At 33.9% G+C, this 17,828-nt stretch carries 12 protein-coding genes; 6 read left to right on the top strand and 6 right to left on the bottom strand.

Annotation, left to right across the window (positions count from 1 at the left end; all coding sequences use genetic code 11):
* Window positions 1–868 precede the first annotated feature (868 nt).
* Complete coding sequence (locus LS81_RS02795) at window positions 869–1,672, bottom strand: tRNA 2-thiocytidine biosynthesis TtcA family protein (protein ID WP_052096614.1); 804 nt, start codon at window positions 1,670–1,672, stop codon at window positions 869–871.
* Window positions 1,673–2,171: 499 nt separating this feature from the next.
* Between LS81_RS02795 and recA the strand changes: the two genes are divergently transcribed.
* Window positions 2,172–3,212, top strand: coding sequence for a recombinase RecA (recA, locus tag LS81_RS02790; protein ID WP_034319887.1), 1,041 nt, complete (start codon window positions 2,172–2,174; stop codon window positions 3,210–3,212).
* Between the two features lie 596 nt (window positions 3,213–3,808).
* On the opposite strand, the gene LS81_RS02785 is transcribed toward recA, so the two are convergent.
* Both LS81_RS02785 and ppsA read right to left on the bottom strand, forming a co-directional pair.
* Window positions 3,809–4,429 (bottom strand): UPF0323 family lipoprotein, encoded by a 621-nt coding sequence (locus LS81_RS02785; RefSeq protein ID WP_034346809.1) that lies wholly within the window; start codon window positions 4,427–4,429, stop codon window positions 3,809–3,811.
* 11 nt (window positions 4,430–4,440) lie between these two features.
* The gene (ppsA, locus tag LS81_RS02780; protein WP_034346808.1) at window positions 4,441–6,858 is read right to left on the bottom strand and encodes a pyruvate, water dikinase; all 2,418 of its coding nucleotides are present in this window, start codon (window positions 6,856–6,858) and stop codon (window positions 4,441–4,443) included.
* A 189-nt stretch (window positions 6,859–7,047) separates the two neighbouring features.
* Between ppsA and purL the strand changes: the two genes are divergently transcribed.
* The 3 genes from purL to LS81_RS02765 all read left to right on the top strand — a co-directional run bounded on the left by purL (window position 7,048) and on the right by LS81_RS02765 (window position 12,503).
* Window positions 7,048–9,453 (top strand): phosphoribosylformylglycinamidine synthase subunit PurL, encoded by a 2,406-nt coding sequence (purL, locus tag LS81_RS02775; protein ID WP_034346806.1) that lies wholly within the window; start codon window positions 7,048–7,050, stop codon window positions 9,451–9,453.
* 198 nt (window positions 9,454–9,651) lie between these two features.
* Window positions 9,652–10,320 (top strand): amino acid ABC transporter permease, encoded by a 669-nt coding sequence (locus LS81_RS02770; RefSeq protein WP_199769752.1) that lies wholly within the window; start codon window positions 9,652–9,654, stop codon window positions 10,318–10,320.
* A 176-nt stretch (window positions 10,321–10,496) separates the two neighbouring features.
* Window positions 10,497–12,503 carry a methyl-accepting chemotaxis protein gene (locus LS81_RS02765; RefSeq protein ID WP_034346803.1) on the top strand — a complete coding sequence of 669 codons (2,007 nt, stop codon included), beginning with the start codon at window positions 10,497–10,499 and terminating at the stop codon, window positions 12,501–12,503.
* A gap of 611 nt (window positions 12,504–13,114) precedes the next feature.
* Here the strand turns inward: LS81_RS02765 and LS81_RS11830 are convergent.
* Window positions 13,115–13,930, bottom strand: a complete 816-nt coding sequence (locus LS81_RS11830) for a putative sugar O-methyltransferase (RefSeq protein WP_034346802.1) — start codon at window positions 13,928–13,930, stop codon at window positions 13,115–13,117.
* A gap of 245 nt (window positions 13,931–14,175) precedes the next feature.
* On the opposite strand from LS81_RS11830, the gene LS81_RS02755 reads away from it, so the two are divergent.
* The gene (locus LS81_RS02755; RefSeq protein ID WP_034346800.1) at window positions 14,176–15,090 is read left to right on the top strand and encodes a pyrroline-5-carboxylate reductase dimerization domain-containing protein; all 915 of its coding nucleotides are present in this window, start codon (window positions 14,176–14,178) and stop codon (window positions 15,088–15,090) included.
* Window positions 15,091–15,712: 622 nt separating this feature from the next.
* On the opposite strand, the gene csrA is transcribed toward LS81_RS02755, so the two are convergent.
* Both csrA and LS81_RS02745 read right to left on the bottom strand, forming a co-directional pair.
* Complete coding sequence (gene csrA / locus LS81_RS02750) at window positions 15,713–16,009, bottom strand: carbon storage regulator CsrA (RefSeq protein WP_034346799.1); 297 nt, start codon at window positions 16,007–16,009, stop codon at window positions 15,713–15,715.
* A complete protein-coding gene (locus LS81_RS02745) occupies window positions 16,003–17,109 on the bottom strand; it encodes a pseudouridine synthase family protein (RefSeq protein ID WP_052096570.1) in 1,107 nt (368 codons plus the stop codon). The genes csrA and LS81_RS02745 overlap by 7 nt, the downstream gene beginning before the upstream one ends.
* A gap of 84 nt (window positions 17,110–17,193) precedes the next feature.
* Between LS81_RS02745 and LS81_RS02740 the strand changes: the two genes are divergently transcribed.
* Window positions 17,194–17,730, top strand: coding sequence for a PAS domain-containing protein (locus LS81_RS02740; RefSeq protein ID WP_034346797.1), 537 nt, complete (start codon window positions 17,194–17,196; stop codon window positions 17,728–17,730).
* Window positions 17,731–17,828: the final 98 nt, after the last annotated feature.

Genomic DNA, 17,828 nt, shown 5'->3' with positions numbered 1-17,828 from the left:
GTGTAAATTTATAAAAATTTTTATAAATTGCATAAGATACTGTAACTGATTTTTCAATTAAGGTTTTTATCTTCAAGCCTAGTTCCCATGGGGTTAAAGATGTAGTATCTAAAACTTATTTCAACATACATAATTTGCTTCATGAAGGTATATTTACGGAATATCCTTTTTAGTCATATTGAGTTGTATATCAATTAATTGAATAAACAGAGGAAAGCCAGACATATCTTTGTTTATCATGTATAATTATTGTGTGCTGGTAAGTTTCAGCGAGTAATGATATAGGAAATTTAGGGAGGTTGAATTTTTTAATAGATATGTGGTTAATATACCTACACAGGTGCCAGATTGTTTCGAAATAAATATTGACAATAGCACTATGCTAATAACAATACAAACTAATTTATTCATTAGAATAAACAATATTGATTTTAAGAATAGCCTTTGATATATTAGAATAATATGATAATAGTAATTAGGTTTAACCACATATGTTAATGTCAATTTTATTATTTATTTTTTTAGTAATAATATGGTTTTATAGATTACTTTTGCCCAATAATATAGTAGATTTGTGTTAAATCTAACAATATGGTTATCAAATCTATAGATGAAAGTATTAAGCAGATGTCAATTTTTTGACAAGGAACTTTCCTGCATACCTATGTGAATAATATATTATAAATCCTAATATATAATATATTATTGTAGCGGTGCCTTATTTGATATCATGCTGAAGTAATACAGCTATGGCTTTGGGGTTATCTGCATGCAAATGCAATGTTGGTGTTTATTTATGATGTCTTCACACAATCTTTTTACTCTAAGCCTATGCCCTGCTGCTTAAACTTTAACTTATTATATATATTTATTCAGAATCCATAAACCTTTCATCACAAAAGCTTTGCACATGGATGTTACTAAAGGCATTTTTTAGCGATTTAAATAGATTTGGGTTTTTAGATTCCAATTCTTTTAATAACTCTTTGTTTGCAGCCCTAGCTTTTGGTCTCTTATCTTCTGGTAGCCAATTTATTGGGCAATTGCAATCAGGTGCGATATAGATTTTATTGCTTGCAATAAAATCTATAATTTGTCGTTCACGCACAAAGATAAGCGGACGGATAACACCAAGTCCATTTTGTGCTTTGTAGTAAGGAGGCATAGAACGCAAAGCACCATTGTAAGTAAGATTCATCATAAAACTTTCTGCGGCATCATCTAAATGATGTGCTAATGCAATCTTATTAAACCCTCTTTCTAATGCCATACTATAAAGTTCACCACGTCTCATGCGCGAACAAAATGAGCAATAAATTGTACCTTCTTTTTTGTGATTTTCAAGTATTTTAAAGATTTGTGTACGATTAAGTTCATAGGGAATATCTAATTTTTTGCAATATTCAAAAATATATTCATATTCACCACCTCTACCATAATCAACCGTCATAGCAAGAAATTCGAATTTAAAAGGTGCATGTTTTTGCATATAGGCAAAAATAGTTGCAAGCAACATAGAGTCCTTACCGCCACTTAGTCCTAGTAAGATTTTATCTCCCTCTTTAATGAGATTATATTTTGCATTTGTCCGACCAACAATATTGAGAATCTTTTTGCTAATAATTGGATTTTCTTTATTAGCTTTTTGCTTTTTCTTGTGTTGTGTATTCATTATATGCTGTGCTATTTCTTTATGTGGAAAGGGATAAAGGCTGTTTCTTTGCGAGAGTACATCGATTTGTTGAGCTTCTTTTGTTTGCCATGTTATTTGCATATTAGACTTCTTTATGTTGTAATTTAAAGCTTGTAAGTGTAGCATAAATCAATGCAGATTTGATAGCATATAAATATGCGTCAATATTTAGAGGGATTATATTAAGCAGGATTTGCGTCTATTTTGTGATGTGCATCGTATTTCTACTATGTTTTATATAGTTTATAAAAGGTATCAGAGATTTAGTATATCTTAGGCTAAAATTTTACAAACATAGCTTAAAATAGTGTGTGTTGTGTAATGCAGTCTTTTTTGTTAAAACCATATAATATGTTTAAATCTCCTATCAATATGGCTTAAAAATCTAAAACATAAATTCCATAATAAAATATTTTCGTTTTTAAAATCTACATTATCATGCTAGAATCCTATAAATATTACTGAATAAAGGGTAACAATGGCGATTGATCCAAATAAACAAAAAGCACTTGAAAATGCGATGAAACAAGTAGATAAAGCCTTTGGCAAGGGTGTGCTTATAAGGCTTGGAGACAAGCAGGTGGAAAAGATAGATTCTATATCCACAGGCTCATTGGGGCTTGATTTGGCACTTGGTATTGGTGGTATTCCAAAGGGCAGAATCATTGAAATTTATGGACCAGAGTCAAGTGGTAAAACAACACTTTCATTGCAAGTTATTGCGGAGTGTCAGAAGAATGGTGGCGTGTGTGCTTTTATTGATGCTGAACATGCACTCGATGTGTATTATGCAAAAAATCTTGGTGTTGATACAGAGAATCTATTGGTAAGTCAACCAGATAATGGTGAACAAGCTTTAAGCATTTTAGAGACGATTGCATGTAGTGGTGGAGTTGATTTGATTGTTGTAGATTCTGTTGCGGCTTTAACGCCTAAAGCAGAGATTGATGGGGATATGGGCGATCAACATGTTGGTTTGCAAGCAAGACTTATGAGTCATGCTTTGCGTAAAATCACAGGTGTATTGTCAAGGATGAATACTACAGTGATTTTTATCAACCAAATTCGTATGAAGATTGGTGCTATGGGTTATGGTAGTCCAGAAACAACAACAGGTGGTAATGCGTTAAAATTCTATGCTAGTGTGCGTGTGGATATCAGAAAAGTGGCCACACTTAAGCAAAGCGATAATATCATCGGAAATCGTGCGAAGGCAAAAGTGGTGAAAAATAAGGTTGCACCACCATTCAGGGAGGCAGAATTTGATATTATGTTTGGTGAGGGCATAAGCAAAGAGGGTGAGATCATTGATTATGGTGTGAAGCTTGATATTATCGATAAAAGTGGTGCTTGGCTTTCTTATGGTGACAAAAAGATTGGGCAAGGTAGAGAAAATGCAAAGGTGTTTTTGAAAGAAAATGCTGATATAGCAAATGAAATTGCCGCAAAGATAAAAGAACAAATTGGTACAAGTGATGAAATTATGCCTTTACCAGATGAATTGGAAGGAAGTGAATAAAAAACATAATATATAAAAGTAGGGGGTGGATAGAGACTAAAAGTCTCTATAAATTAGTCTTTGCTAGTTATCTTATTTAGAGTTTATTGATAGTTCTATTTAAAATCAGACTTTATTTGCAGTAGGTGTTGGTGTGAGGATTAGATTAAATCACATCCTTGTAAGCAATATATAAGTGGCTGCAAATAAGTAAAATTGATGCCTACTATATCTAAGATTTTGTAACGAAATACCATGTATTAATATGCTTATACTTTCCTAATACATAATAATCTTTATTCAATATATCATGCCTACAAGATTACTTAATAACATGTAGTAATATTTTATGGGAAGTAAGTAAGAACTCTACTTATATTGGATATTTAACTAAGCAATTTTACCTTTAAGTTACACAATAATTTCCTTGTTATTGCAAGTTTTATCATCTTGGATATCTAAAAGTCTAAAAGTTGTGGCTTTTATATGATCTACTTAAAGGAGTTGAAATATAGAATCTAGAAATCATGTAACTTTGAAGGCACCACCCCACACTTGTTTAAGCATGATATGATACTTTAAAACTTGAAAAACAAATGTGGGAGAGTATATAAGATTTAAGAGGTTGCAGTTGAACTGGTGTTTCCACCAAAAAAGCCACTTTTTGCATTCTGTGGCGTTGCTTTTGTGGTTGTTGTACTGCTGCCTGTGGTTGCTCTTGTAGAGCTGGCTTGTGATCGTTGGTATGCTGATGGTGAGCTATAGCCCCTTTGTGCATTTGCTTTATAATTTGCGTTATTAAATAATTTATTACCTATATAACTTCCTATTAAAGCTCCAGCCGCACTTGCAAGGATAGCCCCACCAATGCCAAGCCCACCACCATCACTACTTGTAAGTGTACTGGTACCATTATCAATTTTCTTTGCTTCTTCAGCGACTAGCGCATCTACTTCTTCCTTGCTTAATATTCTTTTGTTACCTGCGGTATCTTTGACAATAATTGTTGTATCACCATCATTACTTGGCTGTTCATCAACGATCTTGTAACTACCATCAGCCTCTTCTTGCAGGATAACAGTGACACCTTGCTTTTTGCTTACTTGCTGTGCTGTATTCGTATCATTTGAACCATTATCACAGCCAAGTAATCCCGCAACTAATACCGCACTCATACCACCTAAAATAGCCGCATCAGAAATTTTTCGTAAATAACTTTTAGGTTTTTGTTTCTTCATTGTATGTCCCTTTATTTTTGCATCGCTTTTTCAAGCTTTTCTATACGTTCCCAAGTTTTCACAACAGAATCTGGATTCAGTGAAATAGAGCTAATACCCTGTTGCACCAAAAACTCTGCGACTTCTGGATAATCACTTGGTGCTTGACCGCAGATTCCACAATATTTGCCATGTTTCTTACATGCTTGTATTGCTTGTTTAAACATTTCAAGCATAGCAGGATTCCTCTCATCAAATATATGACTTACTAAATCACCATCTCTATCTACACCCAATGTGAGTTGTGTCAGATCGTTTGATCCAATAGAATAGCCATCAAACATACTTAAGAAATCATCAGCCAAAATAATGTTAACTGGCAATTCACACATAACATAGATTTCTAACCCATTTTTACCAGATTCTAATCCATTTCGCCTCATAATCTCGAGCACCTTTTTTCCCTCTTCAGGTGTACGTAAAAATGGAATCATGATTTTCATATTCGTCAGTCCCATATCATCACGCACCATAGCTAAAGCTTGACATTCCCATTCAAATGCTGTGCGATATTGTTCAGAATAATATCGACTTGCACCACGATAGCCAAGCATAGGATTCTCCTCTTGAGGTTCGTAATGCTCCCCTGAAACCATACCGCGATACTCATTACTTTTAAAATCGCTTGTGCGAACAATGACTGGATTTGGATAAAAAGCTGCAGCAATCATACCCATACCTTCGGCAATCTTCTTAATGAAAAAGTCTTTAGGGTTATCATAGCCATGTATAAGCTTTGATACTTCATCATGGTTGTGTATTGGTTTATCGTTTTGTAAATCTAGTAGTGCTAAAGGGTGTGCTACAATCTGGTGTAAGATAATATGCTCCATACGAGCCAAACCAACACCATGATTGGGAATCTGTGCAAAGCCAAATGCTTTCGCAGGATCACCAACATTCATGTAAATTTTTGTTTTCGTTTTACCAAGATGATCTAGAGATATGGTTTCTATTTCATAAGGGTGTATTCCTGCATATACGCGCCCCTCCTCACCTTCACTACATGAGGCTGTTACTTCCATTCCTGTGTATAGTCTTTCAGTAGCACCATGTGCTCCTACGATTGTTGGTACACCAATTTCACGTGCAACGATAGCAGCATGACAAGTTCTGCCACCGCGATTTGTGATGACTGCAGCAGCTTTTTTCATTACTGGTTCCCAATCTGGATCGGTATTATCAGTAACTAAAATCTCACCTTCTTTAAATGTGTTCATATGTTCTATATTATTGATAATTCTTACTTTACCATTACCAATTTTTGTGCCAATTGCCATACCCCTTAAGACAACTTCACGTTCTTCTTCTGGATTTTTGAAATGAAATTTTTCAATCTTTGCGCCACTCTTTGTTTTTTGACTTTGCACTGTTTCTGGGCGTGCTTGTACGATAAAAATCTCTCCACTTTGTCCATCTTTTGCCCACTCCATATCCATAGGACGATATTCGCCTGCTTCTTTTGTGTAATGCTCTTCGATACTTATAGCATATTTTGCGAGTGTTAAGACGTCTTCATCAGTAATTGAGAATGTTTCCATTTCTTGATGTGTTGTTTTCACATTCATTGTTGGCTTTTCACTACCTGCTGGAGCATATACCATTTTTACATCTTTTGTGCCAAGTTTGCGTTTGAGGATAGGTCGCTTTCCTTCTTTTAATGTTGGTTTAAATACATAAAATTCATCTGGATTTACAGTACCACCAACTACATTTTCACCAAGCCCCCATGATGAAGTGATAAAGACTGCATCTTTAAACCCAGTTTCTGTATCAATACTAAACATAACTCCTGCTGCACCCTTATCTGAACGCACCATTTTTTGCACACCAACACTCAAAGCAACTTTGAAGTGATCAAAATTCTTACTTGCACGATAGCTTGTAGCACGATGTGTAAAAAGTGAAGCAAAACACGACTTAATATAGTGCACTAAATCTGTCTTACCCTTAACACTTAAATATGTGTCTTGTTGCCCTGCAAAACTTGCATCTGGCAAGTCTTCAGCTGTAGCAGAACTGCGGACAGCAACATCTGCTTCTGCCATATTGTACTCTTGACTCAACATATCATAGGCTTGAAAAATTTCATCCTTTAAGTCTTGAGGCAATGGAGTGCTGAAAATAAGCTCTCTAATCTTGCTGCAACGATTACGTAATACATCCATTTCTGTATAATCAATATCTCTTAAAAGATCTTTGATCTTATCCTCAATGCCACCACTTCTAAGCAAATACCAATATGCGTCACTTGTGATTGCAAAACCATCTGGAACTTTAATGCCAACAGGGACAAGCTCCTGAAACATTTCACCAATACTTGCGTTCTTACCACCAACAAGGGGCACATCCCTGTTATTCAACTCTTTAAAGAATTTAATATACTTCATTACTATGAACTCCATTTAAATGTAAAAAGGTTATGCTTATATTGTAGTCAAAAAAAAGTCAAAAAATGATTAAAAATTTTCTAAAAACTAAAAAAAATATAATTTGATATATCTATTTCCTTGCAAACTTTGGTTAGAATCGCTATTTTTATTTTTGATAAATATTTGCATTTTCAAAAAGGAATAAATATGGGTGAATGGAGCATTAAGCAAGAACATTTAAATGCTGTTTTAAAAAAACACAAATTGGATTCTAATGATTATGAAAAGATTACGGCAATTTTAGAACGAGAGCCAAATTTAATTGAGCTTGGAATTTTTTCTGCGATGTGGAGTGAGCATTGCAGTTATAAATCAAGCAAGATATATTTAAAAGGTTTTCCAACAGAGGCTAGTTGGGTATTACAAGGTCCAGGGGAAAATGCAGGGGTTATTGATATAGGGGATAATCTAGCTGCTGTCTTTAAGATAGAATCGCATAATCACCCAAGTTTTATTGAACCAAATGCGGGAGCTGCGACAGGTGTTGGTGGAATTTTGCGTGATATTTTTACAATGGGTGCAAATCCGATAATAAATCTTAATAGTATCCGCTTTGGTAATATTATAGATTCTAAAATGAAGAAAAAGCATATCCATTTGTTGCATGGTGTAGTAGAAGGTATTGGGCATTATGGCAATTGTATGGGGATACCAACTATTGGCGGTGAGACAAGCTTTGAATCTTGTTATAATGGTAATATCCTTGTGAATGCTTTTAGTTTGGGTATTGCAAAGCAAGATGAGATTTTTTATGGAAAGGCAAGTGGTGAGGGCAACCCTATCATGTATGTTGGGAGTAAGACAGGAAGAGATGGGCTAGGTGGGGCTGTGATGAGCAGCGATAGCTTTGATTCCACGAGCAAGGCACTGCGACCAACAGTGCAAATTGGTGACCCATTTGTAGAAAAATCACTTTTAGAAGCATGTCTTGAAGTGTTTCAAAAAGATCTTATTGTGGGTATTCAAGATATGGGTGCAGCAGGGCTTACAAGCTCAAGCTTTGAAATGGCAAGTAGAAGCGGTAGTGGCATGGTTATGTGGCTTGATAAGATTCCTATGCGTGAAAGCGGTATGACACCTTATGAGTTAATGTTATCAGAATCGCAAGAGCGTATGTTGCTTTGTGCAAAAAGGGGAGCAGAAGAGGAAATAAAGACTATTTTTGCAAAATATGAATTGAGTGCAGAGATTGTTGGAGAGGTGCGTAATACCGGGAAAATGGAATTATTTTGGCATGGTGATATGTGTGCTACCTTACCCATTGCACCCATTGTAGAAAACGCACCCATGCTTAATCGCCCCACACAAAAGCCAAAATACTTGGAATCTTGTAGCATGTTAGACTTAAAAATTACTAACAAATTCTTGCAAGATCAACTTAATACAGAACAGATAGACACTATGCAATATGATAGTGCTAATCTTAATATACTTACAAGAGAGATCTTAAAAAGCCTTGATATATGCGATAAGTCATGGATTTATAATCAGTATGATGATAGTATTAAAGCAAGTACCATTAAAGGGGCAGGGATGCTATCATCTAGCATCGTGGCTTTACATAATTATAACTCGAAAAAAGCCATTGCAGTTAGTGTAAAATGCAATGTAAGATATTGCTACTTGGATCCAAAAATTGGAGCTAAGATAGCTGTAGCACAGGCTGGAAGAGATGTTGCACTAAGTGGGGCAAAACCTTTGGCAATTACTGATTGTCTCAACTTTGGTAGTCCAGAAAATCCAGAAGTTATGTGGCAGTTCAAAGAATCTTGTGAAGGCATTAAGGAAGCATGTAAAACCTTGCAAACACCCGTTGTAAGTGGAAATGTCTCGCTTTATAATCAAACAAATGATGAAGCAATATATCCGACACCAAGTATTGTATGTGTCGGACTTTTAGAGGATTCTAATAAGGCAATTAGTAGTCATTTTATCGCAAGAGATTCATATATTTGCGTATTGGGCGTTGTAAATAGGGAGTTATGCCTTAGCGGTAGTATATTGCAAAAAGTGGTCGGTGCAAAAAATAGCGGTGTATTGCATGATATAGATTTAGAATCTGAATTAAAACTTTGGGAGACTTTAAGGGAGAGTGTAGCACAAGGGCATATTATAAGTGCAAAAGATATAGCACAAGGAGGGCTTGCAACTGCTCTTTGCAAGATGGCTGTTGTAGGAAAGGCAAGCATTGAAGTCTTAACTGATGCTATACAGGCAACTTTAGCTAAAGATTTTGCAAATTATGAAAATCTTATGAAAGATTCCAGAGATTATATGTCTATATTCTCTCATTCTCCTTCTAGTAAACTTATGCTTTTTAGTGAAAATCATACACAAGTAATCTGTGAAACTCCAAATATAGAATCGGCACAAGCGCTCTCAATATTGGCAAAACGTAATGGACTTTCCTTGTGTGTCATTGGTAAAGTAACACATAAATATACGCAAATTACAGATATAACTAGTAACGATTGCATTAAAATCAACGATATTGCTATATCCCTACAGGAAGCATATAATTTGTATTACAAAAGCTTTGAGACATATTTATGATTGTGTTTTGTCATAGGGTGAAATCATTATTGCAAGTTACATGGTAACTTATGGGTTTTTTAACTTTAGTTGTAAGTTTTCTAAACCTCTCATGAAACACTTTAGAAATATTAAAAGTTACTTAACACTTTTAATATACACTGCTTTATTCTGAAATATATAATTACACTTTTTTGGAATCTAAATATAATGGATATAATGAATTTTAATGATTTTTTGGATATAGATTTTATTGTGAGTATATTGCCATTATTTTGGCGTGCATTGCTTCTCACACTAGAAATTTCATGTTATGGGATTTGTGGAGCAATACTGCTTGGTTTTATTGCCTCTCTTGTGCTTTACTATCAAATACGACCATTTGTATGGATAACGCGTATATATATAGAAATATCGCGTAACACACCGCTTATTATACATTTGTTTTTTCTTTATTTTGGATTGTCTTATTGGATTGAGATTCCAAATTTTTGGTGTGCAGTTATTGGTGTGATTTTTCTAGGTGGTAGTTATATGGCGGAATCTTTTCGCTTAGGTTTAGAATCTGTGCGAGTTTCACAAATAGAATCTGCTTTATCATTAGGTTTTAGTCGTATACAGATTTTGCGTTATGTAATTTTTCCACAAAGTATACCTTTAAGCATACCATCAATTTGTGCTAATGTATTGTTTTTGATTAAAGAAACCTCTATTGTTGGCGTTATTGCCTTGCAAGATTTAATGTCGATCGCAAAGGAAGTGATTAGCAACTATGGACAGACAAATGAAGCTCTTTTTCTGCTTATTGCTGCTTATTTAATTGTGTTATTACCTTTGAGCTTTATATTTTCAAAATTAGAGCATTATTATCGACGTAATCTCTTATAGAGTCTTGATTTTAATTCAGATAGTGCTACATATTCTTTAAAGATATCTTAAAATTATTGTAATAAATAGGTTAAAATTATATAAAATATTATGATATTGCAAGTTTGAGAATTATACCATATTATTTGTTTTTTTTGTTATTATCGCACGTGTTTTTTTACATTAGAAGGAGTAATATGAGAAGTATAAAATCGAAAGTGTCGTTTATTGTTATGTTGCTAGTGCTTGTTGGGTTGGGTGTGCAGCAAATAATCAATATGATTTCAAATAAAAACAACCTCTTAGAGAAGGCTATAGAGGCGGAAGTGGATTATGTGCGGATGGCAAGTCTTACTACACAGATGTTTAGTCAAGATAGGATAGACTCATTAGAGCTTATGGCAAAGCATATTCTTTCACTTCCTGAAGAAAAGCTAGAATCTACAGAAGCATTGGTAAAAAATGTAGGACCGCTTTTATTTGGATTTAAACTTGGTGGGGCACATTTGGCTGCGTATGTGGGCTTGGCAGATGGCAGCATGATTGTAAGTGATATAGAATCTGATGCAGAACGAGTGCCTTTTAGGAGGTATGGGAAAGGTACAGGTAAAGTAGAAGACTATGATTCGCGAACAAGAGATTGGTATAAAAGTGCAGTTCAAAGTAATTCAGCGATTATGACGTCTGCATATGAGGACTTTGTAAGTAAGCTCCCAACCTTTACATTTTCTATCCCATTGGTGAAAAATGGCAGAGTTTTGGGAGTGCTATCGATTGATACACCACTATCAAACTTGCAAAGTCAGTTTGATAAGATGCCTACTAGAATCTTTGGATTTGACTCAGAGCAATCTATATTTGTATCAACCGATAAAGGAATGAAGTTATTTAATACAACAGAGGGTTTAAAGAATTATTATAAACATGCACTTGAAGCAGGAGATATGACGCCATTTACCTACACTTCCTTGAGCGGATCTGAGCGACTTGGGGTATGTCGCCACGTCAATGAGAATAACATACGTTATTCTATCTGTGTTGGTGAAAGTATGGATAATATTATCGCTCATGCACGAAAAGGATTGGAGATGAGAATCCTTATGTCAGTGATTATAGGGCTTATTATGATATTGGTTGTTTATATTGTGATTCAAAAGCTCTTAACACCAATTGGCACAATCTCTCAAGGGTTGCAAAGCTTTTTTGCATATATTAATCATCAAAGCGATAATGCGCCATTAATCAAAGTGAATTCCAATGATGAATTAGGAAAGATGGCAAAAGAAATAAATGAGAATATCTTGTTAATACATAAAGAATTGGAAGAAGATAATCGATTTATTGATGAGGTATTATGTGTGGCAAATGAAGCTCGACATGGTAATTTTGCAAATCAAATCACTGCTAGTGCTTCTTCGCCTCATTTGAATGAATTGAAGAATATATTTAATGATTTATTCAAAATCCTTGACTTACATCTTACAAAGATATCTAATATGCTAGATATTTATGCTAACAACGATTATACAACACGGGCAAATGTCGATGGTCTAGAAGGAAAAATATTAGAGATGGCAACAAATGTTAATCACCTAGGAACAAGTATCAGCACAATGCTTGGTAATTCTAGCGAGATTGCAAAGCAACTTGGCGGCAATGCAGATCAACTATTTAGCATGGTGCAAAATCTTATTGCAACATCACAATCACAAGTTACTTCGTTGCAAGAGAATACAAAATCTGTTGAGAATATTAACTCTTCTATGCAACTCATTGAAGATTCTATGGGTGAGCTGACAAGAGAGGCTGATGAGATTAAATCTGTGATTAATATTATTAAAGATATAGCTGATCAAACCAATCTGTTAGCATTAAATGCGGCAATTGAGGCAGCAAGGGCAGGGGAGCATGGCAGAGGTTTTGCAGTTGTTGCTGATGAAGTGAGAAACCTAGCTGAACGTACCAATAAATCCTTGGGTGAGATAGAACAAAATGCTAATGCACTTATACAATCAGTCAATGATATGTCGCAATCAATCAAAGATCAAACGCAAGGTATAGCACATATTAGGGATATTACTAATCAGCTAGAAGCTATCACGCAAGAAAATGCTGCTATTGCTAATCAAACCGATGTGATTGCACAAAGTATGCAAAGCATTGTTCATGATATTGTTGAAGATTCTAAGAAGCATAAGTTTTAATAGTAATATAGAGATTTAATCAAGTGTGAATCTCTATAGGTTCTTATGCATAAAGATAGACTGCTGGAGAAAATGTATTAAATATAAGGCAAACTTATAAGGGATAATATGAAAGGATCTGATTTTAGGTTCCTAGCAGTTTTTATCAATTTTGCATAAATCCTATTTTTATGCCCATGTGTCTTACACTTCAAAACCTTACTATTAAGCATTATTTTAAATATCTAGGCAGAATAAAAGTTAAACATAAAAATGATGATTTGTATTCTTAAATATTAATTCAGGTTTTTATATAGCAGATCATTTCTTATCCTTGAATTGAGTAGTTGCAGGCTGCAAAAATATAGAGCTAATTGGATTTTTCTTTATCTTTTTGTTCTATATACAAAAATAGAGATATATTATATTTTTTGTTTTAGCATTATATAGTTGTGTTGTTGTGCTTATGCATATATCAAATGTGTCTATGATTGTGTAATTGCAATCTTTTAGAGGAATTAAAGCTTTTTTACCGCTTTTGTTTTTGTATAGCATTGTTATATTTTGTGTTTATGTCTAATAAAAAGCTTTAATAAGTGATAAGGTTATTATCTTTGTAGTTTGTAAGAGCTTTACCATGTGAGGATCTTATTGAACGGATGACTATTTGGAATCTCATCTGCTATATGTATAGGTTTATTTAATAGTGTGTCATATTGCTCTAATGGATAGTTAAAGTTTTTTGGTTCAATATTGTTAAATGTAATGTACCCATGTTTAGCACCTTTAATAACTTTCTCAGCATATATATCTTGTATATTTCGCCTTAGTTCACTAAAGGCATAGTTGCTTAGGAAGAGGTCGTATTCTCTTACTTCTAGGTCTTCCATACATATAAAACGTAGCTTATTTTCTATCCCCTTAAAGTGCGACAAGTATTTCTTGCTGAGCGATAAAGCAGAATCTAAGTCTATAAAGGTGTAACTTCTTACATTAAACATTGACATAATAATGCGTGCTTGTCCACCATATCCCACGCCAAGTTCGCAAATATCTTTATCGTGTAAATCACCAAAATATTCTATTAAATCTGCTAAAACTTTAATATAACGTAGAGTTGATGGAGACATATAGCCTACTTCTTCGTAATAGCGAATATTGGCTCCACCATACCAATCATTTTGCCGAAATGTTTCAAAATCCTTTTCAGTAAAACATGTTGTTTGTAGGATAAAATCAAGATATTTTCGCCCCATATTATCATCAACATGCTCTAATATCTCTGTATACGTGGGATTTGTTCTAAAAGATGAGAATACAGTATCGTTATTTGCCGCTCTTATACAAAATGATGGATATTCATTGTTGATCGTGTCCGATAAACTTGTATTATAGGTCTCTCTTTGATTTGCTTTATTGAGCCACAATATCTTTTTGATAAATTTCATTCGTATCCTTTTGTAACAAAAACTTTTCTATCGAGACTGGTTATTCGATACCACAATCCTACAAGAAAAAAACAAGTCAAGCCGTTCTCTATTGGGAGACATTGAGCAGACATCATTCTGGCTTACACTTACTATAATGTAGAGTTATAATGTAAGTCCTGTGAAAAGTTCAAGCGATTTGTATCTTAATAAGCACACAAAAATATGTTATGATTCTATGTAAATTGCTAAGTAAAGGATAGGATATGGAGTTAGTCGTTGTAGGTTATGGCAATATGGCAAAGGCAATCCTAGGTGGGTTAATACGACAATCTAAGGAACTTCTTGACATCACAAAGATTGTGATTGCAGGGAGAGCACCTCGCAAGATAGAAGCATGGCTTCAAGAGAGTATGCAAACATGTCGTAGTGAATTTTTGAACGATGTGATTTATGAGACAACATATGATATTGAGTGTGATGGTAGAGTGGTTTTACTTGCCTGTAAACCATATAATTTAGATTCTTTCATATTTCATGGGCGTGCTCATATTGTTTATAGTGTCTTAGCAGGTATAAATGCAGGGGTTTTACATAATCATATCCAATCTTATCACTATGCCCTCATTATGCCAAATGTTGGTGCACGTTATAATTTGAGTTCAAGTGCAGTGTTGTGGCAACAACATGCTACAAAAAACCAAACTATTAAAGAAGTGGGCAAGGTGCTAAATCTTATGATAGATAGTCATAATATGCAGGAGGCACACGAAAAAAATAATGCACATATTCAAACTCAAATTATGCGATTTGTGTCAAGTTTTGGGAATTGTGAGTTTGTTGAGAGTGAAGAAGAACTATTTGCAAGTATTGCAACAAATGGCAGTAGTCCCGCACTTTTAGCCTTGGTTGCACAGGGGCTTATAAATGCGGGTGTGAAACAAGGTTTAAAATTAGAAACAAGCCAAAGACTTGTGCAAAAAACTTTTGAAGGTATGGCAGCATTATTAAAAGAAAAAAGTCCGCAAGAAATAAAAGATTTAGTAACAAGTCCAGGTGGCACGACAGCAGAGGCACTTTTATTTTGTGATGAAAATAGTGTGCAAGGTAATATTACGCGCGCATGTGTCAAGGCAGTAGAAAGAGCAAAAGAAATAGCCTCTAAACAAGCAAATATATAGAGTAGGTAAAAATTAGTGCCTAATTTATATGAGTGTTATTTTAGGATGTATGTTGTTTTGATTTTTTCTAACTCTACTTTTTTACGTTGTTGTAATAGTGGGGTTTGGGTTTTACCATTTAAAATAAATAGGCTATGAAGTTTTTAAGATAAAGATCTCTAAAATATGTTGTTCATTGTTTATATTCTATATGCAATTAAAACTTAGTCTTAAATATAAAAATCCCCATACATTCCATTGTTTTACAGGTATGAAAATCATCTGCATTTCAAAGAAAAAGTCTATGAAACTCTAAGCAATCTAATTTATTGCTTTTATTTCAACAATATCAATCATCTGATTTTGGCTTTTATGTATCAAATGACAAAAAGATCCAAATATAGAGATTCTACAAAGAGAGATCTGTTTACATCTAAAAATATAGTAGAAAATAAATCTCAAAATCTTATCTTAGATTATTTTCTCTATGTAGCTTAAAGCATTAAATTACAAATACCCTCACTCGATATCACTAGAATATATCACATAAGGTTACATGAAGATGTACCTAACCCCACATCCTAATCTACAACATATATAATCATAAATTCCGATAAACATAGATATATACAATCCACAGAATCTATAATTTTTTACTATTTTGTTCTTTTTTAAATTTATCCTTTGCATTCATCTCTTTTGATCTCTTTAGCTTCAATTGCATACCAAGAGCATCCAACATATCCATATTCACAGAATCGTTTGTAGCTTTTGCGTTTTCACTTCTGATAGCTTCAGTAAGCTCTGCACGTAAAATAAGTGTTTTTGGTGGTGCTTCAAAACCTAACTTTACACTGCCTTTATCAATACTTACCACCTTAAGAATGATATCATTCCCGATGACAACACTCTCTTCCTGTTTTCTGGACAAAATCAACATTTATCAATCCTATTTAAAATATATTTTACCCTACCATCTTGAAATACTTCAATGATTCCAAAATGCGTATCAAAATCTGCGAGCACTATTTTACTTACAGACTTTTTATGTATGGTATCTGGGCAAACTTCCTTGTTATGACACCCTAATTCTAAATGAGTTGCTTGTATATTTTGCGATTGTTGTATATAGTCATGCTTCAATAGATCAGAATCTATCTTCTCTATATGTATTATATCGCCAAAAATCTCCGCACACAAAGAGGGATTAAGTATAAACTTTGCACCATTATATGCTACCTTCGCATATTCTGTAAGCCGAATTGTATCATATTTTAAGGCATTTTTCATATCTAAAAGTATAACTTTTGCATTTTGCTCTATCCCCTGTATCTGCAGTGGCACTTCTATGCAATCTAAGATATCAGTTTGTTTATTCGTGGTGTAACTTTTAAGCATAGTATGATAATTCCACTGCCCTTCTTCCAATCGTTCCAAACTACATAAACCCCCATATACACCCAAATTTTTAGCAATAATATCCCCTATGCTGCGGATATATCCACCCTCACTCACACATACCTCAAAGCTTAAAAATGGATGTGAATAATTTAAAATCTCTATAGTTTTCACTTCTGTTGTAATCGTATGCATGTCAAAATCAACACCCTTACGCATAAGCTCATAGGCACGTACACCATTAATATGTTTTGCACTAAATTTTGGCGGTTTATATGATATAACCCCTTTTATACCTTCTACCGCCTTATATATTTCTGCATAGCTATATGGTTTTACTTTATGAATCTTTATAACATTTTCAGTATCAAGACTTTTACTCTCTAAACCTAAAAACAATACTGCCCTATAAGTTTTATAATCTTTTTTGATATGTGGCAATAATTTTGTACATCCATTAATACCAAGTATCAACATGCCATGCGCAAATGGATCAAGTGTGCCAGAGAAACCTATTTTTTTAATAGGGAAGCCTAGTTGTTTAAAACCTCTTTTGAGTGCATTTGCGAAAGTAAGGCTTGAAATATTTGGTGGTTTATAAGCAATTGCAAAAAAATTTTGCGGTATTGTAAGATCTTGCAAAAACAGCCCTTATTAATTAGAGTCATAAGGTGTATTTTACTGCATATTCGTTATAATTATCTAAATAAAACAAAAGGATTAGTTTTGGAAATAGAAAGAAATGGTAATGAACTTATTTTACATAAAAGCAGTCTTATCACTTCAAAAACGGATTTACGCGGTTGCATTACCTATGCAAATTTTGATTTTATGGCGTTTAGCGGATACAATGAGGAAGAGCTTATAGGGCGTAATCATAATCTCATACGACATCCACTTATGCCACGCATTATTTTTAAAATATTATGGGATACGATACAAAATGGCAAAGAAATTAATGCCTTTGTTTTGAATAAAAACAAAGAGGGATTGGAATACTGGGTTTATGCAAATGTAACACCTTCATTTAATACTCATGGTAACATTATTGGTTACTACTCGGTACGTAGAAAGCCAAATCCAGATGCCTTACCAGCTATACGTGAACTTTATACCAATCTTACTAATATTGAAAAAACAAAGGCACAAGGCACAAATGATATGAGTGCAAGTTATGCAGCACTTATGGCAATATTGGAAAAATTAAATATGACACACCAAGTCTTTTTCATCACAATGCAACATAATGGCGCAATAAAATAAATATAGGCTTGGCTATTCTTTTAGATAGTTTAATATTTTTACCCAGCTTATCCATGTTTATATATTAAACCTGTATCGTTTAGTTCCCATCTTCCTTG

The sequence above is a fragment of the Helicobacter trogontum genome, from assembly GCF_000765905.2.
Classification (GTDB): domain Bacteria; phylum Campylobacterota; class Campylobacteria; order Campylobacterales; family Helicobacteraceae; genus Helicobacter_A; species Helicobacter_A trogontum.
This window is presented reverse-complemented; position numbering and strand designations above follow the sequence as displayed.

Excerpts from the sequence above, each read along its gene's own strand:
- LS81_RS02795 (WP_052096614.1), bottom strand. The coding sequence starts at position 1,672 with ATGAATACACAACACAAGAAAAAGCAAAAAGCTAATAAAGAAAATCCA.
- recA (WP_034319887.1), top strand. The coding sequence starts at position 2,172 with ATGGCGATTGATCCAAATAAACAAAAAGCACTTGAAAATGCGATGAAA.
- LS81_RS02785 (WP_034346809.1), bottom strand. The coding sequence starts at position 4,429 with ATGAAGAAACAAAAACCTAAAAGTTATTTACGAAAAATTTCTGATGCG.
- ppsA (WP_034346808.1), bottom strand. The coding sequence starts at position 6,858 with ATGAAGTATATTAAATTCTTTAAAGAGTTGAATAACAGGGATGTGCCC.
- purL (WP_034346806.1), top strand. The coding sequence starts at position 7,048 with ATGGGTGAATGGAGCATTAAGCAAGAACATTTAAATGCTGTTTTAAAA.
- LS81_RS02770 (WP_199769752.1), top strand. The coding sequence starts at position 9,652 with ATGAATTTTAATGATTTTTTGGATATAGATTTTATTGTGAGTATATTG.
- LS81_RS02765 (WP_034346803.1), top strand. The coding sequence starts at position 10,497 with ATGAGAAGTATAAAATCGAAAGTGTCGTTTATTGTTATGTTGCTAGTG.
- LS81_RS11830 (WP_034346802.1), bottom strand. The coding sequence starts at position 13,930 with ATGAAATTTATCAAAAAGATATTGTGGCTCAATAAAGCAAATCAAAGA.
- LS81_RS02755 (WP_034346800.1), top strand. The coding sequence starts at position 14,176 with ATGGAGTTAGTCGTTGTAGGTTATGGCAATATGGCAAAGGCAATCCTA.
- csrA (WP_034346799.1), bottom strand. The coding sequence starts at position 16,009 with ATGTTGATTTTGTCCAGAAAACAGGAAGAGAGTGTTGTCATCGGGAAT.